Below are 21,856 nucleotides of genomic sequence, written 5' to 3' on the forward strand. Positions count from 1 at the left end.
CGATTGAAATCGAAGGTCATGTTACCCTTTAAATAAGGGGTCCCGTTTGGATGCCGATAACCCCTCAAATGGGGTCCTTATTCCATGCTTAATGACAGCGTGGCATCTGCTGCGAGGTCGCAGAGATGCGCGCGTGCGGAAAATGTTCTCCATGGCCATGTGGATGATTTTGGCGGTTACGCCCGTACAGATCTTTATTGGTGACTTGCATGGCCTGAACACGCTTGAGCATCAACCCGCAAAGGTCGCAGCCATGGAAGGCCATTGGCGAAATGTGCCAGGCGCTGGTGTGCCGCTCATTTTGTTCGGCTGGCCGGACATGGAAAGCGAGGAAACCCTCTACAAAATTGAGATCCCAAGGCTGGGTGGGCTCATTCTGACGCATAGCCTTGACGGGCAGTATCCGGGGCTAAGTGAATTCGCCCGTGAAGATCGCCCGAATTCAACGGTGGTGTTCTGGTCGTTCCGCATCATGGTCGGTCTTGGCATGCTCATGCTCCTGCTCGGTGTCTGGAGCGTCTGGTTGCGGTTGCGCAGTGGGCTATATGTACAAAAATGGTTCCTGCGCTTCGCAATCTGGATGGGGCCATCGGGTCTGATCGCAATTCTGGCGGGATGGTACACGACCGAAATCGGTCGCCAACCCTGGCTGGTCTATGGCGTGATGCGCACTGCGGATGGGGTGTCGAACCATTCGGCGCTCGCACTATCGACCACACTGATCATCTTCATGGTCATGTACTTCGCCGTCTTTGGTACGGGTGTCAGCTATATGCTGAAGCTGGTCACCAAAGGGCCTGCCAAGAGTGAAGACGCAAACCCGCCGCGTGATCCGGGCCAGTCTCAACGGCCAGCGCGGCCCTTGTCAGCTGCTCCCGATAATATTGACTCAACGATTGTTTAAAGAGGAGAAAAAATATGGGCATTGATCTTCCTCTTATATGGGCGCTTATCATCGGCTTCGGTCTTATGATGTATGTCATCATGGACGGTTTCGATCTTGGCATTGGCATTCTGTTCCCTTTCGTTCGCAACCGGGACGACCGCGACGCTATGGTCAATAGCGTTGCGCCTGTCTGGGACGGAAACGAGACCTGGCTCGTGCTGGGCGGTGCTGCTTTGCTGGGCGCCTTCCCGCTGGCTTATGCCGTTATCCTTAGCGCCCTATATTTTCCGCTTCTTCTCATGTTGGCGGGTCTGATCTGGCGAGGCGTGGCATTCGAGTTTCGCTTCAAGGCGGATGAGGGGCACAAGGCGTTCTGGGATAAGGCTTTCATGTGGGGTTCCTACATTGCCACTTTTTCCCAAGGACTTGCGCTTGGCGCCTTTATCAACGGCTTCGAAGTCCGGGACGGTTCGTATGTTGGCGGTATGTTTGATTGGTTGACACCGTTTAGCCTGTTCACGGGTGTCGGCATGTTGCTCGCCTATGCCTTGCTCGGAGCGACATGGCTTGTGATGAAAACCGAGGGCGCTCTTCAGCAGCGTATGCGACAACTTGGCCGCCCGATTACCGTAGCAGTACTGGTGACGATCGTGATTGTCAGCCTCTGGACGCCATATGCCAACCCTGACATTGCAGCGCGCTGGTTCGCACTGCCGAACCTGTTCTTCTTTATGCCAGTGCCCATACTGGTTGCCTTAGCCACATGGATTCTTCTGAAAACCTTGTCAGGCAAAAGCCATGCCGCACCATTCCTGCTTTCGCTTTTACTGTTGTTCTTAGGTTATTCGGGACTAGCAATCAGCTTGTGGCCGAACATCATCCCGCCGGCTATCTCAATATGGGATGCTGCCTCGCCCCCTCAAAGCCTGGGTTTCACACTGGTCGGAGCGTTGTTTATCATTCCGTTCATCCTCGCCTACACCGCATGGTCCTATTATGTGTTCCGAGGCAAGGTTAAGGTGGGGGAAGGATATCACTAATGGCCGACGCTCCTCACCATCAGAAACTGTGGCTGCGGCGTGTTGGTTGGATGGTTCTGATCTGGACTGGCAGCGTGGTGGCACTGGCAATCGTCGCGCTTCTCTTTCGCCTCTTGATGAACCTGGCCGGTATGACCGTTTGACGGTTTGGCTGTTGATTACGACTGAGAATTGGCCCGATTTGGGCCAATATTTCCATTGAGAATGGTAATATCGCGGCGATAGGATATCAACGATATTGGATTGCTAGGGGGCACAGTTTTCCCAAAAGTGTCATCCTGCACGCCGTTTTCTTTTTATATGCGTTATCCAGTTTCCTATCGTGATCTTCAGGAAGCTCTGGCCAAAGCGCATGCTTTAAAACAGCACGGTTAAAGTCACGGGCAGCGAAGTGGCGCATATGATACGCAAGAAACAATTTGCAAATGACAATCGCTCGCCATTCAAAGCCTTTGCGGAACGCGCAGCATAAGTGCGTCCCAAGATCTGGCCGCTTTTAACGTGACAAAAACTTTGCGGCAGAACCTGTCAAGCTGTTTAAGCAAGTCTGCAAGCTGGCTGAACTGAGGTTTGTGCGCTTTTGCGATGGCTCTGCGCAAGGCGCTGATGGTGGTTTCAAATGAAATTTATGTGGGTCCCGAAAGCTCGCATCCGCTATTTTGTTTCGGATTCAATCACCCGCAATTTTACAATTTGCAATCTCTGAAAAAATTCGGCTATTATTTAACAAATGTCAAAAAATGAGCGGCCGACAAAATATAGCAACAATCGAACCACGTCAGGCCTCTCAGAAAAATTGATCGGAAACGCTTGATTACAAGGGGTTTCAGGTTGCGAACCGAAAAGTGTTGACAAACGATAGTGACTACTGACAAATGTCAGAGTCAAGTGGCATATAGCCTATGAGCTTGGTAGCACCAGTTCATTTGAGGGTGGGAGCCCTCGATATTGGGAGGAGATGACGTGTCATCGAATAGCGTGGACAGGCAGACGCTTTTTCTGCTTTTGATCAATATTGCTGTGCTCGCTGCCGGGGCCATTTTTGCCGGCGCGAATTTTATGGACAGCTATAATTTGCAGTCCATGGCATCGCAGGTTCCCGAACTCGGGCTTCTGGCGCTCGGTGTCATGCTCGCCATGATTTCGGGAAATGGCGGCATTGATCTGTCGGGCATCGCACTTGCCAATCTGGCAGGTATCATCGCTTTTTTGCTCACACGTAATTTCATTCCGGTCGCGGATGCACCGCTTCTCTTTTCATGGGTCTTCGCTGGTCTGGCGTTGTGCGTGGGACTGCTGGGCGGATTTATCAACGGCATCATGATTGCCTATGCGCGTCTCACGCCGCTGATTGCCACGCTTGGAACGCAGCTTGTTTTTACCGGATTTGCGGTATTCCTCACCAATGGTTCTGCGATCAGCCTGGGCTATATCGAGCCGCTCGATAATTTCGGCAATATGCCAATTCTGAGCATCCCGATGTGCTTTGCCCTGTTTCTGGCTATCGCTGCATTGCTGGCATTTTTGCTCAAATATACCCCGTTCGGTGTCAAGTTGATGCTGTTGGGCAGCAATTCCAAGGCGGCACGCTATGGCGGCATCAACGAAAAGCGTATGCTGCTTGTCACCTATACGCTCTGCGGTGTGCTGGCTTCGGTTGCAGGTATTATCATTGCGGCCCGTAACTCTTCGGTAAAATGGGATTACGGCGGCTCTTATGTGCTTATTGCAATCCTGATCGCGGTGCTTGGCGGCGTAAAGCCTGAAGGTGGTTACGGCAAAGTGCTGTGCGTGCTTCTCGCTGCAACAGCCCTTCAGATTCTCTCAAGCCTGTTCAATTTCATGAACATTTCCAATTTTTTCCGCGATTTGGCGTGGGGCGTTTTGCTTTTGGTTTTGCTGGCATCGGCCCGTGTGCACCTCGGTTACTGGTTTCGGCTGAGACGATGATCAATTCTCTTATGGGTTTAGCCGGGAGGAAACGTGCTGGCCCAAAGGAGTGACGTTCGAGAATAAGCATCTTTTATCATTGGAGGAGAAATATGCGTACACTTTCAAAACTTATGGCGTGCACAATGCTCGCAGGCGCAATGATGGCCGGAACTGCCATCGCGCAAGACAAGCCGACGATTACAACGGTTGTGAAGGTTACCGGCGAAAACTGGTTTACCCGCATGAACGAAGGCGTCGATGCTTATGGCAAAGACAACCCCAATGTCATCACAAACCAGGTCGGCCCAGCAAAGGCTGATGCGGCTCAGCAGGCACGCATTCTTGAAGACCTTGTCGCCAAGAATGTCTCTGCGATTGCGGTCGTGCCAATGGACCCATCTGCCCTTGAAGGCGTTCTGCGTCGTGCAGCACAGCGTGGTATCAAGGTTATTGCCCATGAAGGCGATAGCCTGACCAATGTCGATGTCGACATTGAAGCGTTTGACAACAAGGCTTTTGGCAAACGCATCAATGAAGCGCTTGCAAACTGCATGGGCAAGTCTGGCAAGTGGACTTCATTTGTGGGTTCGCTGGGTAGTCTGACCCACAACCAGTGGGTGGATGCGGGTGCTGAAAATGCAAAGCAGTATCCGGAAATGGAACTGGTTGCCGAAAAGAATGAGTCCTTCAACGATGCCAACAAGGCCTATGAGAAGGCCAAGGAAATTCTGCGTAAATATCCCGACATCAAGGGCTTTCAGGGATCGTCTGCGATTGACGTGATCGGTATTGGCCGCGCGGTTGAAGAAGCAGGGCTTCAGGATAAGACCTGCGTTTATGGCCTTGGTTTGCCAAAAGATAGCGGTCCTTATCTTGATACCGGCGCGGTGGATCAAATCTTCTTTTGGGACCCCAAGGATGCCGGTTATGTGATGAACAAGGTCGCTGATCTGGTTCTGCAGGGTCAGGAAATCAAGGACGGAATGGACCTTGGTGTTCCCGGCTATGAAAAGGTGACCGTGGTAAAGGGGCCTGGCAAGGGCGTCATCATTCAGGGTCAGGCTTGGGTGGATGTCGATAAGTCCAACTATAAGGACTATCCGTTTTAATATCGCATAAGCCCAATCGATAGCGTTCCGGGGCTGTTTTGCACCACGACAGCCCCGGTCCAGTGCACTGGTCTGATAAAATCAGCGTGACCAGCGCTCCAAGGTGAGCGTTTGAAGCGATTGCACATCTTAAAAAGTCTGAGAGTTTCAGGAATTTTTCATGCACGCCACAAATTCAAAAACTGCATCAGTGCCGCCATTTCTTGAAATCAGAAACGTCAAGAAATCCTTTGGCGGGGTCAAGGCACTTAAAGAAGTCAGCCTGGTGATTGAAGCAGGCCAGATCTACCATCTGATGGGTGAGAATGGCTGTGGCAAGAGCACGTTGATTAAGATTCTATCCGGCGCTCAACCCGCTGATGAAGGACAGATTTTCATTGATGGCGAGCCAACTGGCGCCCGTGCTGGCGACATTGGTGCTATCGGTTCTTTGCGGGCGGGAATTGAGACAGTTTATCAGGACCTGTCTTTGCTGCCCAACCTTTCTGTGGCGGAAAATGTTGCCTTCACCGAACAGCTTGTCGAAGCCTCCGGCAAGCTTGCGCGCAGGCTTGATATCAAGGCATTGCAGGAAACGGCACGCCGCGCGCTGGCAGAAGTTCACCTGCCGACAGATGCCGCCTTCTTAAAGCGCCGTACCGATACGTTGCCGCTTGCCACGCGCCAGTTGATCGCAATTGCCCGTGCCGTTGCTTCGGAGGCGCGTCTGGTTATCATGGATGAACCGACCACCTCGCTGACACGACAGGAAGTCGTCAATCTTTTGCAGGTGGTGGAAAAGCTGCTGAGCAAAGGCGTTGCCGTGCTCTTTGTGACGCACAAGCTTGATGAGTGTAAATCCCTTGGTGGCCGTGCGATTATCATGCGCGATGGTTTGAAGGTGGCTGAACTTGACGTTGCTACCCACACCAAGGCTGAATTCAGTCACTGGATGACAGGCCGCGAGATCAGCGAAATGCGCTATCGCACTGAACCGAAACTTGGCGCGGTGATGCTCGATGTCGATCAGCTTGGCGATGAACAGAATTTTGGATCTGTTTCATTCAGCTTGAAAAAAGGGGAAATTCTGGGCGTTACGGGGCTGCTTGATTCAGGGCGCAATGAACTTGCTTTAGCCCTGTCCGGCGTCGTGCCTGCGCAGTCGGGAAAGATAACGCTCAACGGCAAGGAAATCGCGCCCCAGTCTGCCGCTGACGCTATCAAATACGGTATTGGCTATGTTCCCGAAGACCGGCTGACGGAAGGGCTTTTTCTCGAAAAGCCGATTGAAGAGAATATAACGCTGCCAATTCTGGACCGCCTGCGCAATGCGCTGGGCGTGATCAGTGCGCGCAGAGCGCGAAAAGTTGCGGAAGACAGCGTTGCCGATCTTCAGATTGTAGCTCCCGATGTTTCCATCCCTGTGCAATCGCTTTCTGGCGGCAACCAACAGCGCGTGCTGATTGGCCGCTGGCTGACAATCAATCCGCAACTGCTTATCCTGCACGGGCCGACCGTTGGCGTGGATGTGGGATCAAAAGACACGATTTTTCGCATCATCCAGCGTCTAGCGGACGATGGCATGGGTGTGATCATCATCAGCGACGACTTGCCCGAACTCTTGCAGAACTGTGATCGTATTCTGGTCATGCGCCAGGGCAGGATCGTTGCGCAACACAATGCCGATGGACTGACTGAAGACGCGATCTATGCATCCATGGCCAGCCCTGCAAAGGAGATCGCGCAATGACCGATAGCGTATCGGCAGAAAAATCCGGTGTTCAGAACCGGGGCATTTTGCTCCGAGCATGGGATTTGATGGGAACAAGGCCAGAGCTCTTCACGCTGTTGCTGGTGGTTGTGACCTGTCTGATTGTTATTGCTGCCAACCCTGATTTTCTTCAGATGAGCAATATGGTCGATATTCTGCGTGCTTCTGTGGTGCGTGGTCTGTTTGCCATGGGTGTTCTTGTGGTGCTTGCATCTGGCGGTATCGACGTATCCTTTACTGCAATCGCTGCCTTCGTGATGTATGCTTTGACGATGCTGGTGACAAACTGGTTTCCGGACATGCCCATGGCGGTCATTCTGGTGCTGGCTGCGATGGGCGGCGCTTGTTTTGGCGCGCTCAATGGCTTTCTCGTGCAGAAGCTGAATGCGCCATCGCTGATTGTCACCATCGGCACGCAATATGTCATCAGAAGCTTTCTGCTAACCTTCGTTGGCACAGCACTTTTCATGAATATTCCAGCGGCAATGGATGCTTTCGGCAAGGCGTCCTTGTTTACACATCAGGCATCAAACGGTGTCGTTTCGGTGCTGCCTGCCACGGTGCTGGTGCTGGTTGTTGCGGCTTTTGTGACGTGGTTTATTCTCGAGCGCACGCTGATGGGCCGCGCGATCTTCGCGGTTGGTGGCAATCCGTCGATTGCTGAACGCCTTGGTATCAACCTGTTTCGTGTGCGTATTTTCGTCTTTGCCTATGCAGGCCTTTTGGCTGGTATTGCAGGCGTTGTGCATGTTTCGAGCAATCGTCTGGCCAACCCCTTTGATCTTGCGGGGATGGAGCTTGAGATCATTGCTGCGGTTGTGCTTGGCGGTGCGCGCATTACCGGCGGCTCCGGCTCGGTTATCGGCACGTTGCTCGGCGTTTTTCTGATCACATTGGTGAGCAATGTGCTGATTTTCGTCGGTATCCCCAGCACGCTGCAACTTGCCATTATCGGCATCTTCATTCTGCTTGCGGGCACAATTTTCGCGCTGCGCAATCGCAGCTAATCAATAAAATTATGCGCTTTGCTGCTCGTAATCTGGGAGGATTTTATGTCTCACGATGTGTCTGTTATCGGACTTTATATTCTCGACGTTCTCGGACGTCCTGTTGATGCAATTCCGCAGGGTGGCAATGTGGATTTCATTGATGAAATCCGGTTGACCGTTGCCGGAACTGCAGGTGGAACCGTTGTCGATCTCGCAAAGCTTGGGCTCAATTGTCTGGCGGTTGGTGCGGTGGGTGATGATGAAAAGGCTGATTTTGTGCTGGCAACCCTGCAACGTTTTGGTGTCGATACAGCACAGATGCAGCGTCTCAAAGGTGTTCCGACATCGGCGTCAATTCTGAATATCCGCCGCAATGGTGATCGTCCTGCGCTTCATGCGCGTGGCGCCTCGGATCATTTTGAAGTTGCCGATGAAGCGCTGGATGCCGTTCTTGCACCGCCCATTATTCATCTGGGTGGTACGGGTCTTCTGGCAAAACTCGATGGTGAGCCCAGCCGTAAATTACTTGCCGAGGCAAAAGCACGTGGTCGCACCACGACTTTCGATCTTCTGGGTGCCAATGAAGGCACGCTTGATCTGATTGCACCGCTTTTCCCTTATATTGATTATTTTATGCCCTCGATTGAGGAAGCCAAGCAGATTTCAGGTGCTGACGATGTGGAAGGAGCAGGCCGCTTTTTCCTTGATCAGGGTGTCAAGCACTGTGTCTTCACGCTTGGTGGAGAGGGTGTTTGTTATATGGCCGCTTCTGGCGAAATCTTACATCAGCCTGCATTCGAGATCGAAGTTGTCGATACAACCGGTTGCGGCGATGCTTTTGATGCAGGGTTTATCACAGCGCTTCATCGCAAGATGGATGTAAAAACTGCGCTGAATTTCGCGCAGTCATCGGCAGCACTGGTTGCCACCGGGCTTGGTTCTGATGCGGGCATTCGCTCTTTTGAAGATACGCTTGCCTTTATGAACACAACACCGATCAAGCATTAAACCTGAAGGGTGCGGATGTCGGTTTCCAATCCGCACCTGTTTAATCAAAGCGATGCTCTAACCAGATTTTTGAACGCGCATCTTACCCGAAAACCGTCTTATACTTTTCGGGATGCGCTCTATCTCGAAAGTAAAAGTCTGGCGGCCTCGAAATCTGTCACCAGATGCGTGGCATAGCCGCCTGTCAGGACGGCATGGATGGCCTCGACTTTGCTGGCGCCGCCTGCAACACAAAGCCTGCGTGGAACCCCGCGCAATTCATCAAGCTCAATCCCGATCACACGCTTGTCCAGCGCGCGAACAACCTGTTTGCCAGCTTCATCGAGAAAGCGGCAGATCAGAACGGCAACCGCTCCATCTTTTGCATAAGCGTCTATTTCTTCATTGCTGGTTACATCGGCAATGCGCATCGTGCTTTCCGAAGACAGTGTGCCGACGCCAAAAATGATCATATCTGCCTGTGCGATAAGCTCGAACTGTTTGAGCAAAGCGGGCTCGCCCATCAGAGCATCACGCAGGCCGGCACTGCTTAACACAGCGGGAGCGAGCATATTAATACTCGTCGCTCCGATGTTGCGTGCCATGATTGATGCACAGAGCTCCGCCGCAAATTCCCGCTTGCCAATGGATGATCCCGTCACCTGAACCACCTGCAAGCCTTCTAACGGACGCGGCAGACTGATCGCGTCCGCCAAGGCCAGCACAGTGCGGCCCCAGGAAACGCATATTGTATCGCCGGGTTTTACCATGCGCTCAACGAGACGCGCCCCCCCGGTTCCAAGCGCTTGTAAACGCATGTCTGTAGAAGCGCTCTGATCACTTGGAATGACCATCACTTCTTCAAGCCCATATTGCGCGGCCAGTTTATGGGCGATCTCGGTGCGCGCCATTATTTCCGAATTCATCAGAATTCGCACGACACCGCGCTGTCGTGCTTCCTGCAGATAATTGACGATTGTGGCCCGGGATACGCCCATTCTCTTGGCAATATCGTTCTGGGTGAGCTGGTCTTCATAATAGAGCCAGGCAGCCCAGACGATGGCGTCATCAAATTCAGCCGGGATGGCATGCGTAGACGGCGTCAGATCGTCCAATGTCATACTCATTTCCTGTTTTTAGTGTGAATCTGAGTCGCACAGAAAAAGCTTTTAATCAATAAGACAATCAATCAAGTTGACTAATGTCAGCATATAGTGTCAATTGTATACAGTTGAGGAGCTATCTTCATAAATCATTGTTATGCCATGGGAAAACTATTTCCCATGGAAGCTTGTCTATGTCTGCGCTGTTGTGGCCGCAGATTGCCAACTGAGGAGCCTGGCAGATGAAATCGAACTGGTCAGATGCGGATTTTACAGCAATCGTCGGTGCCTATGAAAAAGCAGGCATCAATCGCGATGTTGCCATCCGCACTTATACCACACGTTTGCTGGGTTCCGAACCAAAGCTTGTTTTGCATGGTGGTGGCAACACGTCGGTCAAGACGACGTTGAGCGATCATGATGGCACCCCGGTTGACGTGCTTTGCGTGAAGGGCAGTGGCTGGGATATGGGTAAAATCGAGCCCGCTGGTCTGCCAGCCCTTCACCTTGAGCGTCTGAAAGCCATGGTGAATTATGAAACGCTCAGCGATGATGACATGGTGATGCTGCAGCGCCGGTTGCTGCTTGATCCTTCTTCGCCCAACCCGTCGGTTGAAGCCATTCTTCATGCAATTCTGCCATTTAAACATGTCGATCATACGCATGCCAATGCGATTGTCGCACTGACAAACCAACCCAACGGCGAAGCGCTTATCCGGGAATTGTTCCCCGAAATGATCATTGTGCCCTATGTCATGCCGGGTTTCGATCTCTCAAAGGCTTGCCTTAAGGCATTTTCAGAGCGCCCGGAGGCACCGGGCATGATCCTGCTCAAGCACGGCATCTTCACATGGTCTGAAGACCCGCGTATTGCGTATGAGAATATGATCGAGGCGATCGACCGCGCTGAAAAGCGCATTGCGCAGGGCAATCCACATCCTTTTGGTCAGGCCAGTAGCAAAAAACAAGCGCAGGAACTGGCGTCGGTTTCAGATATTGCACCTATCCTGCGTGGCGCGATTGCGCTTGCAGGCAGCCAAGAAGGTCAGCCGCGACGTTTCATTATCGAGCATCGTTCCAATAGTGAAATCCTTGATTTCTGTGGTGCTCCAAACGTTGCTGATCTGGTGCGTCGCGGCAATGCAACGCCTGAACATGTGATCCATATCAAGCGTTACGGCGTGGCTTTACCCGCTCCGCTGGCAAATAATCTTGAGGGATGGGCGGCAAAGGTTAAAGAGGCTGTTGCAGCTTATGTGGCTGACTATACGCGCTATTTTGAGCGCAACAATGCCCGGGTCGGCGGTGGTAAAACCATGCTCGATCCGATGCCACGGGTGTTTTATGTCGATGGGATTGGCGTGTTTGCTGCGGGGCCGACACAAAAGGCAGCCCGTATCGGCGCGGATGTTGCAGAAGCAACCATAGAAGTCATTCGCGGTGCAGAAGGAATTGACCAGTTTGAAGCCTTGAGCGAGGAAGACCTGTTCGACATCGAATACTGGTCGCTTGAGCAGGCAAAGCTTGCCAAACAAACCGAGAAGCCACTGACGCGGCAGGTCGCGGTGATCACCGGGGGTGCCGGTGGTCTGGGTCTTGCGATTGCGCAGCGCCTGAAAGAACAGGGCGCTGAAATCGCACTGATCGATATTGATGCGCAGCGCGTGTCTGCAGAAGCCAGGCGATTGGGTGGCAAGGCTGTGACTTGCGACCTGACGGATCCATTGGCCGCAGAAAAGGCGATGGCCGAAATTGCGGCCTTCTACGGCGGTGTCGATATTCTGGTTTCCAATGCCGGGGCGGCTTTTCAGGGGGCTTTGGAGTCGGTTGATGATGCGCTTTTCAAACGCGCCTTTGATCTCAACTTCTGGAGCCATCACTATATTGCACGCGCGGCAGTCAAAGTTATGAAGCAACAGAAGACCGGTGGTTCCATCGTCTTCAATGTGAGCAAACAGGCGGTCAATCCAGGTCCGGATTTTGGCCCTTATGGCACATCAAAAGCGGCCTTGATGGCGTTGATGCGCCAATATTCTCTCGAACATGCTGTTGACGGAATTACGGTCAATGCCGTTAATCCTGATCGCATCCGCACGGGGTTGATGACTGACGAGATGGTTGAGGAACGTGCACAGGCGCGCGGCGTCACACCGGAGATTTATATGCGTGGCAATCTTCTTAAACGCGAAGTACTGGCGGATGACGTGGCGCAGGCATTTCTGCATCTTATTACCGCACGCACATCAACGGGTGCGGTGATCACAGTCGATGGCGGCAATGTTGCTGCGATGATGCGGTGACCAACGCAATGGCGTGAGATAAACTTATAACAAGGCGCTAGAAATAAGGCCGCACATCGCCGACAATCAAACCTGTCCACTTGACCTGCAAGCAAACGGTGGTCTCGCGTTCTCTGATGGGAATTATAATTCCATTTTGGCATGGGATGCCGTACAGTTAAAGCAACCTCTGAAAACGCATAGTTTAGAGTAGCTATTGAGAAAAGCTATCCACAATAAAATAAAAGCGCCGTTCTGTTTATGCAGAACGGCGCTTCACTAAAATATGTACTTGAAAAGAGAGCTTAAGCTTTTTCGAGTGCGATAGCGATGCCTTGACCAACGCCAATACACATGGTGGCGAGTGCTTTTGATTTTCCGGTTAGCGACAATTCAAGTGCTGCCGTGCCAGCGATGCGGGCACCGGACATACCGAGCGGATGCCCAAGCGCAATCGCCCCACCGTTCGGATTCGCACGCGGATCGTTATCGGCGATTCCGAGTTGGCGGAGCGTTGCAAGGCCTTGGGAGGCAAAGGCTTCATTCAGCTCAATGACGTCAAGGTCATCGGCCTTCCAGCCAAGGCGGTTCAGCAGTTTCTTCGAAGCAGGAGCCGGACCGATACCCATGACGCGGGGTGGAACACCTGCCGTTGCTCCGCCAGTGATGCGGGCAATCGGGGTGAGGCCGTATTTTTTCACTGCCGCTGCCGAGCCGATGATCAGTGCTGCCGCACCATCATTAACGCCTGAGGCATTGCCAGCGGTGACGGTTGCGCCGTCCATGCGGTTCACCGGTTTCAGCTTGGCGAGCGCTTCGAGGCTGGTAGCTCGCGGATGCTCGTCCTTTGTCACGCTGAGCGGATCGCCCTTCTTCTGGGGAATGCTGACCGCTACGATTTCCTTTTCAAGGCGACCATTGGTCTGCGCTGCTGCGGCTTTTTCCTGACTGCGGACGGCAAATGCGTCCTGATCCTCGCGCGAGACTTTATAGTCAATGGCAACATTGTCGCCGGTTTCGGGCATGGAATCGACACCATAAAGCGCTTTCATCACCGGATTGACGAAACGCCAGCCGATGGTGGTGTCATAAATTTCCGCCTTGCGCGAAAAGGCTGCGTCAGCTTTCGGCATCACAAAGGGCGCACGGCTCATGCTTTCCACACCACCGGCGATTATCAATTCGGCTTCGCCGGACTTGATGGCGCGTGCGGCGATGATCATCGCATCCATGCCTGAACCGCAAAGACGGTTGACGGTGGTGCCGGTGACGGAAACCGGCAGGCCTGCCAGAAGCAGCGACATGCGGGCAACGTTGCGGTTATCTTCGCCAGCCTGGTTGGCGCAGCCGAAGATCACATCATCAACAGCCTCCCAATCAAGTGACGGATTGCGCTCCTGAAGCGCTTTGAGCGGCACGGCGCCAAGATCATCGGCGCGTACCGATGATAATGCACCGCCAAAGCGGCCAATCGGCGTGCGGATATAATCGCAGATGAAGACTTCGGTCATGGAGCTATCCTCAAAGTTTCGGGGCGATAAGATCGGCGACGGGGCCGTCGGTGTGCAGCTTTGCGCCCGTCTTGGCCTGAAGCTCGTCAAAGGAGATGCCCGGCAGCTTCTCACGCAATACGAAATGACCATCGACGATGTCGATCACCGCAAGGCTGGTATAGATACGGGTGATGCAGCCGACGCCAGTCAGTGGGAAGGTGCAGGCTTCTACCAGTTTCGGCTTACCGTCTTTGGTGACGTGTTCGGTGATCACGAAGACCTGCTTGGCACCATGCACGAGATCCATGGCGCCACCCACAGCAGGTACCCCCTTGGAGCCAACGCGCCAGTTAGCAAGATCACCATTCTGCGCGACCTGATAAGCGCCAAGAATAGCTACATCCAGATGACCGCCGCGTACCATGGCGAAACTATCTGCATGGTGGAAGAAGGCAGCACCGGGTTTCAGCGTTACGGCCTTTTTGCCAGCATTGATCAGATCCCAGTCTTCTTCGCCCTCAGCTGGTGGTTCGCCGAAATCAAGAATACCGTTTTCGGTATGGAAGATCGCCTGCCGACCGGGTGGCTGGTAGCGTGCGACCATTTCCGGAAAACCGATGCCGAGATTGACATAGGCGCCGTCACGGATGTCCTGCGCTGCACGCCAGGCGATCTGGGCGTTGGAAAGCTTGAGCTCTTGAGATGTTTCAACGGTCATGCGTAAACGGCTCCCGACCGAATGAGGATTTCTTCCTGTTGCGGATTGGCAATCTCGACGATGCTGTCGACAAAAATGCCGGGTGTGATCACATGCTCAGGATCAATGCCGCCAAGCGGCACGAGTTTCGAGACTTGCACGATGGTTTTGGCAGCGGCCATGCACATTAGCGGATTGAAGTTGCGTGCGGCCTTATTATAGGTGAGGTTGCCGTGGATATCGCCGACATGCGCTTTGATGAGAGCGAAATCGGCCTTGAGCCAGCGTTCCTGCACATAAGAGCGCCCGTCGAATTCGGCGATGATCTTGCCTTGCGCAAGTTCTGTGCCGTAGCCTGTGGGGGTGTAAAAGGCGGGAATGCCAGCGCCGCCAGCGCGGATGCGCTCGGCAAGCGTGCCTTGGGGAACGAGTTCCAGCTCCACCTTGCCTGTGAGATAGGCCTCGGTGAAGGCGCGTGGATCAGAAGACCGCGGGAACGAGCAGATCATCTTTTTGACCATTCCCGCATCAATCATTGCGGCGATGCCGATGCGGCCATTGCCCGCATTATTATTGATGACGGTGAGATTTTTTGGCCCTTTGTCGATTAGGGCGTGAATCAACTCGATCGGCGCGCCGGAGCCGCCGAAGCCGCCAATCATAACGGTTGCACCATCATTAATCCCGGCAACAGCTTCCGCCGCGCTGGTGATTGTCTTGTCCATGCTTGAACCCTCCGTGATGGCGTTGAAACTAAGGCCGAGAGCCGCTCGACGGCAACCCATTTGTGCGTTATATGATTTTTGTTCGATTATCGCACAGAATGGAGAGTGCAATGCCCGTAAAAGAACGCGACATCATGGGCGGTCTTGCCAAAGGGCTGAAAGTGATTGAGGCCTTCAGCGCCGAACGGCCACGCCTTTCCATTGCTGAGGCGGCGGAAATTGCCGGTCTTGACCGTGCGACAACACGGCGTTGTTTGTTGACGCTCTCGGAACTTGGTTATGCCGCTTATGACGGCAAGTTTTTTACTGTTACGCCACGCATTCTCAGGCTTGGCACGGGCTGTCTCGCCACCATGCCGCTGCCGCGCATTGTCCAGCCGACACTTGACCGGCTCTCTGAAGAGATCGGTCAGAGCACATCGGTGTCAATCCTTGATGAATGGGAAATTGTCTATGTGGCGCGTGCTGCCCAGAGCCGGGTCATGTCCATTGCCTTGATGCCCGGCTCAAGACTACCAGCTTATTGTACCTCAATGGGGCGTGTCTTGTTGGCTGCGCAGACGGATGAAAAGGCTGCGCAACTGCTGGAAGCCTCTCCGCGCATTGCACGTACCGAGCGCACTGTGACAGAGATTGCCGCATTGATGGCGGCGCTGGATGAGGTGCGCCAACACGGTTTTGCAACCATCAATCAGGAAGTGGAAACAGGGTTGCGTTCTATTGCGGTGCCGCTGCATACATCACGCGGCAAAACGATCGCTGCGCTTAATGTAGGGCTTGCCGCCACGGCAGAACCCATGACGGCTATTGTCGAGCGTTATCTGCCTGCGCTTTTAAAAACGCAGGCAGAGCTTGCTGCTATGCTGGCCTAATCAGTAGGGCAGGCCGACATAGTTTTCGGCGAGTGCGATGGATTTTTCGATTAACGGACCAGTCTCTCGGGTGTCTGCCAGTTTCACTGGCAGACGGCGGCGCAACGCGTCGCAGAAGGCATCGTCGCTCCAGCTTTCCGGCCCGTCGGTTAGCGGCACTTACAGCTAGTGTCGACTGAGGCTGGCATTGCGTATGGAACAAAGCACGAAGCTGCGATTAGAATCGGCATAGACCAGCTCTTCATGCAGCGGCTTTGTTTCCGAAAGGCAGCAATGCCCGGAACGACATGGCTCCCGGCATTTTTTGATGCGGCAGATGAAACTGCCGCTTTATGCTTAAAATGGATAATGCTGTTTCGGATCTTCAACCGTCAACCAGCGCAGATCAGTAAATTCTGCGATGCCAGCCTTGCCACCAAAGCGGCCGTAGCCGGAATTTTTGACACCACCAAATGGCATTTGTGCTTCATCACCAACGGTTGGGCCGTTAATATGGCAAATGCCCGTATCAATTTGATTGGCCACCGCCATGGCTCTTTGCAGATCATGCGAAAAGACCGCGGAAGAGAGACCATATTCTGAGTCATTTGCCACAGAAATGGCTTCTGCATCACCATTAACACGGATGATCGGCTTAACAGGGCCAAAGCTCTCTTCAGAATAAATTCGCATTTCTGGCGTAACATGGTCAATCAATGTTGCGCTCACGATGGCACCATTACGGGTGCCTCCTGCCAGCAGCTTGCCACCCTTTGAAACGGCATCAGCAATCAGCTCATCCATTTTTTCGCCAGCGCCCGGAGTGCACAGGCCACCCAGAACCACATGTTCGCGTGGATTGCCCGCAGGCAGCTGAGCCGCGCGCGCGGCCAAACGGCTTGCAAATTCATCGGCAATGCTGGCATCGACGATCAAGCGTTCCGTTGACATGCAAATCTGGCCCTGGTTCATGAAACAACCAAAAACAGCCGCATTGACTGCTGCATCGATATCTGCGTCACCAAGGACAACAAATGGCGCCTTGCCACCCAGTTCAAGCAGGGCGGGCTTTAGTTCTTCACCCGCAAGACGGCCGATGATACGACCAACTTTTGTGGAGCCGGTGAAATTAACGTGGCGCACAGCCGGCGCGCGGATTAAGGCTTCAACGAGCACAGCCGCATCTTCCGGCGCATTGGAGATCACATTCACAACACCAGCCGGGAAATCGGCCTCAGCAAAGCAGCTGCCGATCAGATGATGGGTGGCAGGGCAGAGTTCTGACGATTTCAGAACAACAGTATTCCCACAGGCAACCGCCATGGCAACTGCACGCGTACCAAGAATGACAGGCGCATTCCATGGGGCGATGCCGAGGCAAACGCCTTTGGGACGATTGACTGCCATTGCAAGGGTGCCGGGCTTGTTTGACGGGATCACTTCACCACCGATCTGGGTGACGATCGATGCCGCTTCGCGCAGGATATTGGCTGCAAGTGTGACATTGAAGCCGATCCAGGGGGCGGTTGCGCCGGTTTCTGCGATTGCGGCGGCGATGAATTCAGGTGCTTTCGCGTCCATAATATCAGCGGCACGGTTGAGCAGTTTGCGCCGTTCACCCACCAGAGTTTGCGACCATGCAGGAAATGCTTCAGCCGCAGCCGCAACCGCTGCCAATGCATCCTCAACCGAGGCGGCTGCCGCGGTTGTTGCGACTTGGTTTGTCACCGGATCACGGCGTTCAAAACTACGATTTCCTGTTGCCTTTACCGCGGCACCATTAATCAAAAGGTCTATTTTCATTGGTTTTGCCTCCTTCAAAGCCCAAAGAATTCGGTATTTACAGATGCTTCAAGTCCACCATCCGTAGGAATATTGGCACCTGTTACCCAACGTGCGGCATCTGAACAAAGAAACAGAATAATCGGCGCAATATCACCGGCAGTTCCGGCGCGACCAACCCGGTCTATATCGGCATTGACCCTCGAATCTCCCAACGTGTCGCGGAATTGGGTAAGAATTGGCGTGGTGACTGGCCCCGGAGATACGGCATTGACGCGGATTCCGCGTGAGCGGAATTGCGGATCATGTGCAGCAAGCTGGTTCCAAACGAGCAGCGCTTCCTTTGAAACCGGATAACCGGCATCGTTCGGAATTTCATATTCAGCGACGATCTTCGCAGGATCGGGAAAGCCTTGACTGTGCGCAATGCCCTTGGCGCGGCTGACATTTGAGCGCCAGCCATATCCAGCGATTGAGGCGACATTTACAATGGAGCCACCTTCACGCATTTTCGGAGCGAGACCTTCTGAGAGGGCGCGCAGACCGAAAAAGTTAACTGCCAAAGTATGTGCGGCACCTGTCTGCCCGGATACGCCCGCGATATTGCACAATGCGTCAAAACCATCCGGTATTGCATCGATAATGGCTTTAACACCATCGAACGTGCCAAGATCGCCGGCTAAAAACTCACCAAAACGCTGTTCTGGTTTGGCTCTGTCAATGCCGATCACTTCGGCGCCGAGGTGGAGAGCAAGCTCTGCCGTGCGTTGTCCTATTCCGCTCGCGACACCGGTCACGACGATCTTTTTACCAAATAACATCATGTTTATCATCCTTCTTGTCAGGACTGGGCAGCCAATATGGTGTAGCCAGATTGATTGTTTAGCTCAGGAATGAGGTTCCCAAAGTGTGTGTTCAGCGCTGGAGTTGACAGTAATCCAACGGGTTTCGGTAAATTCATCAATGGCCGCAAGGCCACCAAAACGTCCGTAACCACTTGCTTTTACGCCGCCAAAGGGCATGTCGGCACGGTCATGAAGAGTGGTTGTATTGATGTGGCAAATGCCGACATCGATCTGGCGAGCAGCCTCCATGGCACGCTGAATGTCGCGGCCAAAAACTGCGCCTGAAAGACCATATTCAGTATCATTGGCGATAAAAATGGCCTCTTTTTCTGATGATGCCCGGCAAATTGTTGCAATCGGCCCAAAGCATTCTTCTGCATAGACGGCCATTCCCGGCACAACATTGTCGATCACGGTTGCGTCCATGAAAACACCATTCGCCTGACCGCCGCAGACAATATCGGCCCCTTTTTTCTCTGCATCCACTATCAGCTCTGAAAGCCGTCTTGCGACCTGCTCGCTCACGAGCGGACCAAGCGCCCATTTGCCGCTTCGCGGATCTCCGGCGCGCAATTTTCTGGATTTTTCAACAAGCATCTCAACAAAGCGATCCGCTACAGCATCCAGCACGATGATCCGGTCAGTGGACATGCACACTTGGCCCTGATTCATGAAAGCGCCAAAAGCTGCGGCTTCGGCCGCCAGTTCCAAGTTTGCATCATCCAATACGATGAAGGGTGCTTTGCCACCTAATTTCAGCAAGCAGCGCTTCAAGTGACGCGCTGACATTTCTGCAATCAAACGTCCGACACGGGTTGATCCGGTAAAATTGATACGGCGCACAGCTTCCAGAGAGATGAGCGTCTCCATGATCTGCGATGCATTATCAGATCGGTGGGTGACAATATTCAACACACCTTCCGGCAGGCCGGCTTTGGTTAGAATTTCACCGATCAGCAGATGCGTGCCCGGCGAAAGTTCAGAGGCTTTCAACACGACAGAATTGCCAAGTGCCAGTGCGGTTGCGACAGCGCGCGAGGCAAGCACAAGCGGCGCATTCCATGGTGCAATCGCTAAGCAAACACCGACCGGTTCGCGAAAAGAAAACGCCTTCATGTCTTGAGTGACGCGGCCCGCAGACTGTGTGGTCAGAGCGGCTGCTTCTTCAAAATGCTCTTGGGCCAATCGAATATTGATCGCAATCCATTCATGCGTTGCGCCGATTTCGGCCATCATGAGTGATGTTATTCGATCTTGATATTGGCCAATCAGTTTTGCAGTGGCCATCAGGATATGGCGGCGTTCTTGAGGGGCAGTTTTCGACCAGTCAGAAAAGGCGCGCGCAGCAGAGTTTGCAGCACAGACTGCATCGGCTGCTGTGCAATCAGGTGCCGAATAGGCGACCGTTCCCAAGACGGGATCTATACGATCAAACATACCGATCTCACCTTGCAGAAAGCTCATGCAAGGCGGACGCTGTCGCGCATTGTAGGTCATCCATCCTCCTCAAGCGTTTCGTGCAACCAGACCCTCCCAGTCTGATACGGTTTCCCGCTTAGGTGCACGCACATCAACAGTATAATCATGATTTACCTTTGATAAGGAATATCATAATCTTGTAAAAATATATCAATTTCCGGCTGTTTGGGTGTGATGGATATAACGGCTAAAGACATGCAACAGGCATCTATAATTGATCAGCGCAGCCGGATGATTAAGGCTGAGAAAATTGATCCGACATTGCGTGGAATATCGCGCCGTCTAGCTGCAAATGATGATGCGTTGCAGACATGTCTTATTTTACTCTCATCGGGAGAGCTGCATTTTGAGAACGCGGAGCAGGATAGGCTGACATATGCCGCTCCAATGGTCTGGTTGTTTCAAAACACACACCGCAGTCTTGTGTTTTTTGGCCCCGGATCAATGGGCTATATCTTCACCATCCCGCAAACCATTGCCGATGAATTGGTTGGCCGCAGTGCGGAATCGATCATGCTGCGAGAGCTTTTTGAAGAAAATGGAGTTTTTCATCCGTCTCTGGATCATATGGCTGAGACATATATGATGCTTGCGCGCAATATAGAGAGGGAGGTGAATGCGGGGCTTGCCGGTTCGCAGATCGCAATCGTTGCCTGGATACGCTTGATGCTGATTGCTCTGTGGCGCGAGAGGCCGGACGACATACATTCAAAACATAACAGCCAGGCAAAACATAACAGTGTGAGTGAGGTGGAGCAGTTGCGGGCTTTTCGTAGGCTGGTTGAATTACATTTTCGACATCATCTCTCGATCGCTGATTATGCGAAGCTTCTGGAGATAGGATATGATCGCTTATACGGTATTTGTCAGCGAAAGCTGGGGCGAACACCGTTGCAGCTTGTGCATCAGCGGTTGCTGCGTGAGGCTGTTATGCGGCTGGAACGCACGGATGAATCTATTTCAGCAATAGCTTATGCATGTGGCTTTACAGATGCCAATAATTTCAGCCGTTTTTTCCACAAGGGGATGAACCAGGCCCCGAGCCGGTTTCGCGTGGCTTCACGCTTGCAGAAAGAAGTTGCGGTAGCGAATGCAACCTATGCCGACTGGCCCTGATCATGCGCGGTAACTATCCAAAATGGGGTCATACAAACTTCAGCTAAGTTTATAGCGAATGCCATATCAATATCTTGCATTTGATGAGCGATTTAAATCTTGGCGCAGTGTGGATGACACCGATCAATTTTTTTGGGTTTGCACATTCGTAAGTGGATCGCAGCAGTCGATGCCAAAACCGCCTACATCATGCCGGGCAGTCCGTGGGAAAGCGGCTATTGCGAAATCTTCTACACACTTAAGGAGGCGAAGATCATCATCGAAAACTGGAGACAGCATTACAACACCGTGCGGCCCCTCGGTTGAGGTTGCCAAGCGATTGGCTCAATATCTGCCTTGGTTTACCGATGATGCCGCAAAGCAAATATGGCAAAAGGCGGCCTTCAATTGTACTGTCAACGCTACAGCGCTTCTGGGCAAGGCAACGGTTGGGTTTCTGGCGCAGGAGCTTGGGAAAGATATGGCAATGCGCATTGCCGCTGAAGTGTTGGCTTTAGCAGAAAGCGAAGACATTCAGACGGATGTCGAACGGGGTGCGCGCACCGAAATAGACGCCTTGAACGGTTACGTCGCCCGCCGTTCCCGTGAACGCAGCATCGAAGCGCCATTCAATGATCTGATTGCCCGCTTGGTGCGGATGCAGGAAAAACAATAATCCAAGGATACGAATATCCGACTGTGAAGCGTTCACAAATGTCAACGGCGGAATAAAAACAGGCCAAATGGCGGTGTAAAATCAGGCCAGTTTATGCCGCAATCGGGGAACGTCGGAAGGGCGTAGCCCGACCAGAGT

20 protein-coding genes and 2 pseudogenes are annotated in these 21,856 nt (G+C 53.0%); 14 read left to right on the plus strand and 8 right to left on the minus strand.

The annotated features are described in order from the left end of the window. The first annotated feature begins 91 nt into the window (after positions 1–91). From VBH83_RS17870 to VBH83_RS17910, 9 genes and pseudogenes are all read left to right on the plus strand, one after another. Positions 92–904 carry a cytochrome ubiquinol oxidase subunit I gene (locus VBH83_RS17870; protein ID WP_396998946.1) on the plus strand — a complete coding sequence of 271 codons (813 nt, stop codon included), beginning with the start codon at positions 92–94 and terminating at the stop codon, positions 902–904. 14 nt (positions 905–918) lie between these two features. Next, positions 919–1,926: a cytochrome d ubiquinol oxidase subunit II gene (gene cydB, locus VBH83_RS17875; RefSeq protein ID WP_265986950.1), complete on the plus strand. Its 1,008-nt coding sequence runs from the start codon at positions 919–921 to the stop codon at positions 1,924–1,926. Then, positions 1,926–2,069 (plus strand): DUF2474 domain-containing protein, encoded by a 144-nt coding sequence (locus tag VBH83_RS17880; protein ID WP_265986952.1) that lies wholly within the window; start codon positions 1,926–1,928, stop codon positions 2,067–2,069. The genes cydB and VBH83_RS17880 overlap by 1 nt, the downstream gene beginning before the upstream one ends. A gap of 239 nt (positions 2,070–2,308) precedes the next feature. Continuing rightward, positions 2,309–2,398 (plus strand): annotated as a pseudogene (locus tag VBH83_RS17885) (IS6 family transposase); the annotation flags it as partial. A 491-nt stretch (positions 2,399–2,889) separates the two neighbouring features. After that, on the plus strand, positions 2,890–3,876 hold the full coding sequence (locus VBH83_RS17890) for an ABC transporter permease (RefSeq protein ID WP_265986953.1): 987 nt from the start codon (positions 2,890–2,892) through the stop codon (positions 3,874–3,876). A 92-nt stretch (positions 3,877–3,968) separates the two neighbouring features. Further along, the gene (locus VBH83_RS17895) at positions 3,969–4,967 is read left to right on the plus strand and encodes a substrate-binding domain-containing protein (RefSeq protein WP_265986954.1); all 999 of its coding nucleotides are present in this window, start codon (positions 3,969–3,971) and stop codon (positions 4,965–4,967) included. Positions 4,968–5,127: 160 nt separating this feature from the next. Further along, a complete protein-coding gene (locus tag VBH83_RS17900) occupies positions 5,128–6,696 on the plus strand; it encodes a sugar ABC transporter ATP-binding protein (protein ID WP_265986956.1) in 1,569 nt (522 codons plus the stop codon). Continuing rightward, complete coding sequence (locus VBH83_RS17905; protein ID WP_265986958.1) at positions 6,693–7,724, plus strand: ABC transporter permease; 1,032 nt, start codon at positions 6,693–6,695, stop codon at positions 7,722–7,724. The genes VBH83_RS17900 and VBH83_RS17905 overlap by 4 nt, the downstream gene beginning before the upstream one ends. Before the next feature lie 45 nt (positions 7,725–7,769). Then, on the plus strand, positions 7,770–8,714 hold the full coding sequence (locus VBH83_RS17910) for a carbohydrate kinase family protein (protein ID WP_396998947.1): 945 nt from the start codon (positions 7,770–7,772) through the stop codon (positions 8,712–8,714). Between the two features lie 119 nt (positions 8,715–8,833). On the opposite strand, the gene VBH83_RS17915 is transcribed toward VBH83_RS17910, so the two are convergent. Then, positions 8,834–9,814, minus strand: a complete 981-nt coding sequence (locus VBH83_RS17915; RefSeq protein WP_396998948.1) for a sugar-binding transcriptional regulator — start codon at positions 9,812–9,814, stop codon at positions 8,834–8,836. Positions 9,815–10,038: 224 nt separating this feature from the next. Between VBH83_RS17915 and VBH83_RS17920 the strand changes: the two genes are divergently transcribed. Then, complete coding sequence (locus VBH83_RS17920; RefSeq protein WP_265986963.1) at positions 10,039–12,096, plus strand: bifunctional aldolase/short-chain dehydrogenase; 2,058 nt, start codon at positions 10,039–10,041, stop codon at positions 12,094–12,096. Between the two features lie 284 nt (positions 12,097–12,380). On the opposite strand, the gene pcaF is transcribed toward VBH83_RS17920, so the two are convergent. From pcaF to VBH83_RS17935, 3 genes are read right to left on the minus strand one after another with little or no spacing between them, the layout of a single operon-like run. Beyond that, positions 12,381–13,586, minus strand: a complete 1,206-nt coding sequence (pcaF, locus tag VBH83_RS17925) for a 3-oxoadipyl-CoA thiolase (protein ID WP_265986000.1) — start codon at positions 13,584–13,586, stop codon at positions 12,381–12,383. 10 nt (positions 13,587–13,596) lie between these two features. After that, positions 13,597–14,286 (minus strand): CoA transferase subunit B, encoded by a 690-nt coding sequence (locus VBH83_RS17930; protein ID WP_265985999.1) that lies wholly within the window; start codon positions 14,284–14,286, stop codon positions 13,597–13,599. Next, on the minus strand, positions 14,283–14,990 hold the full coding sequence (locus tag VBH83_RS17935; protein ID WP_265985997.1) for a 3-oxoacid CoA-transferase subunit A: 708 nt from the start codon (positions 14,988–14,990) through the stop codon (positions 14,283–14,285). The genes VBH83_RS17930 and VBH83_RS17935 overlap by 4 nt, the downstream gene beginning before the upstream one ends. Before the next feature lie 110 nt (positions 14,991–15,100). On the opposite strand from VBH83_RS17935, the gene VBH83_RS17940 reads away from it, so the two are divergent. Continuing rightward, positions 15,101–15,862, plus strand: coding sequence for an IclR family transcriptional regulator C-terminal domain-containing protein (locus VBH83_RS17940; RefSeq protein ID WP_265985995.1), 762 nt, complete (start codon positions 15,101–15,103; stop codon positions 15,860–15,862). On the opposite strand, the gene VBH83_RS17945 is transcribed toward VBH83_RS17940, so the two are convergent. From VBH83_RS17945 to VBH83_RS17960, 4 genes are all read right to left on the minus strand, one after another. After that, positions 15,863–16,021, minus strand: coding sequence for a hypothetical protein (locus tag VBH83_RS17945; protein WP_265985993.1), 159 nt, complete (start codon positions 16,019–16,021; stop codon positions 15,863–15,865). It lies immediately after the preceding gene. 177 nt (positions 16,022–16,198) lie between these two features. Further along, complete coding sequence (locus tag VBH83_RS17950) at positions 16,199–17,644, minus strand: aldehyde dehydrogenase (protein WP_265985991.1); 1,446 nt, start codon at positions 17,642–17,644, stop codon at positions 16,199–16,201. 14 nt (positions 17,645–17,658) lie between these two features. Beyond that, positions 17,659–18,444, minus strand: coding sequence for a coniferyl-alcohol dehydrogenase (locus VBH83_RS17955; protein WP_265986012.1), 786 nt, complete (start codon positions 18,442–18,444; stop codon positions 17,659–17,661). Between the two features lie 66 nt (positions 18,445–18,510). Next, the gene (locus tag VBH83_RS17960; protein ID WP_265985989.1) at positions 18,511–19,965 is read right to left on the minus strand and encodes an aldehyde dehydrogenase family protein; all 1,455 of its coding nucleotides are present in this window, start codon (positions 19,963–19,965) and stop codon (positions 18,511–18,513) included. Positions 19,966–20,391: 426 nt separating this feature from the next. Between VBH83_RS17960 and VBH83_RS17965 the strand changes: the two genes are divergently transcribed. The 3 genes and pseudogenes from VBH83_RS17965 to VBH83_RS17975 all read left to right on the plus strand — a co-directional run bounded on the left by VBH83_RS17965 (position 20,392) and on the right by VBH83_RS17975 (position 21,718). Continuing rightward, positions 20,392–21,063: a helix-turn-helix transcriptional regulator gene (locus VBH83_RS17965; protein WP_396998949.1), complete on the plus strand. Its 672-nt coding sequence runs from the start codon at positions 20,392–20,394 to the stop codon at positions 21,061–21,063. Between the two features lie 129 nt (positions 21,064–21,192). Then, positions 21,193–21,360, plus strand: a pseudogene (locus VBH83_RS17970) (IS3 family transposase); the annotation flags it as partial. A gap of 22 nt (positions 21,361–21,382) precedes the next feature. Then, entirely contained in the window at positions 21,383–21,718 is a 336-nt protein-coding gene (locus VBH83_RS17975) for a ketopantoate reductase family protein (RefSeq protein ID WP_265985985.1), read from the plus strand. Positions 21,719–21,856 lie beyond the last annotated feature (138 nt).

Origin of the sequence: Ochrobactrum sp. S1502_03 (assembly GCF_044435015.1) — a bacterium.
GTDB classification, from domain to species: Bacteria; Pseudomonadota; Alphaproteobacteria; order Rhizobiales; family Rhizobiaceae; genus Brucella; species Brucella chromiisoli.

Coding starts and splice junctions, on each gene's coding strand:
- VBH83_RS17870 (WP_396998946.1), top strand. CDS start 92: ATGACAGCGTGGCATCTGCTGCGAGGTCGCAGAGATGCGCGCGTGCGG.
- cydB (WP_265986950.1), top strand. CDS start 919: ATGGGCATTGATCTTCCTCTTATATGGGCGCTTATCATCGGCTTCGGT.
- VBH83_RS17880 (WP_265986952.1), top strand. CDS start 1,926: ATGGCCGACGCTCCTCACCATCAGAAACTGTGGCTGCGGCGTGTTGGT.
- VBH83_RS17895 (WP_265986954.1), top strand. CDS start 3,969: ATGCGTACACTTTCAAAACTTATGGCGTGCACAATGCTCGCAGGCGCA.
- VBH83_RS17900 (WP_265986956.1), top strand. CDS start 5,128: ATGCACGCCACAAATTCAAAAACTGCATCAGTGCCGCCATTTCTTGAA.
- VBH83_RS17905 (WP_265986958.1), top strand. CDS start 6,693: ATGACCGATAGCGTATCGGCAGAAAAATCCGGTGTTCAGAACCGGGGC.
- VBH83_RS17910 (WP_396998947.1), top strand. CDS start 7,770: ATGTCTCACGATGTGTCTGTTATCGGACTTTATATTCTCGACGTTCTC.
- VBH83_RS17915 (WP_396998948.1), bottom strand. CDS start 9,814: ATGACATTGGACGATCTGACGCCGTCTACGCATGCCATCCCGGCTGAA.
- VBH83_RS17920 (WP_265986963.1), top strand. CDS start 10,039: ATGAAATCGAACTGGTCAGATGCGGATTTTACAGCAATCGTCGGTGCC.
- pcaF (WP_265986000.1), bottom strand. CDS start 13,586: ATGACCGAAGTCTTCATCTGCGATTATATCCGCACGCCGATTGGCCGC.
- VBH83_RS17930 (WP_265985999.1), bottom strand. CDS start 14,286: ATGACCGTTGAAACATCTCAAGAGCTCAAGCTTTCCAACGCCCAGATC.
- VBH83_RS17935 (WP_265985997.1), bottom strand. CDS start 14,990: ATGGACAAGACAATCACCAGCGCGGCGGAAGCTGTTGCCGGGATTAAT.
- VBH83_RS17940 (WP_265985995.1), top strand. CDS start 15,101: ATGCCCGTAAAAGAACGCGACATCATGGGCGGTCTTGCCAAAGGGCTG.
- VBH83_RS17950 (WP_265985991.1), bottom strand. CDS start 17,644: ATGAAAATAGACCTTTTGATTAATGGTGCCGCGGTAAAGGCAACAGGA.
- VBH83_RS17955 (WP_265986012.1), bottom strand. CDS start 18,444: ATGTTATTTGGTAAAAAGATCGTCGTGACCGGTGTCGCGAGCGGAATA.
- VBH83_RS17960 (WP_265985989.1), bottom strand. CDS start 19,965: ATGACCTACAATGCGCGACAGCGTCCGCCTTGCATGAGCTTTCTGCAA.
- VBH83_RS17965 (WP_396998949.1), top strand. CDS start 20,392: ATGGGCTATATCTTCACCATCCCGCAAACCATTGCCGATGAATTGGTT.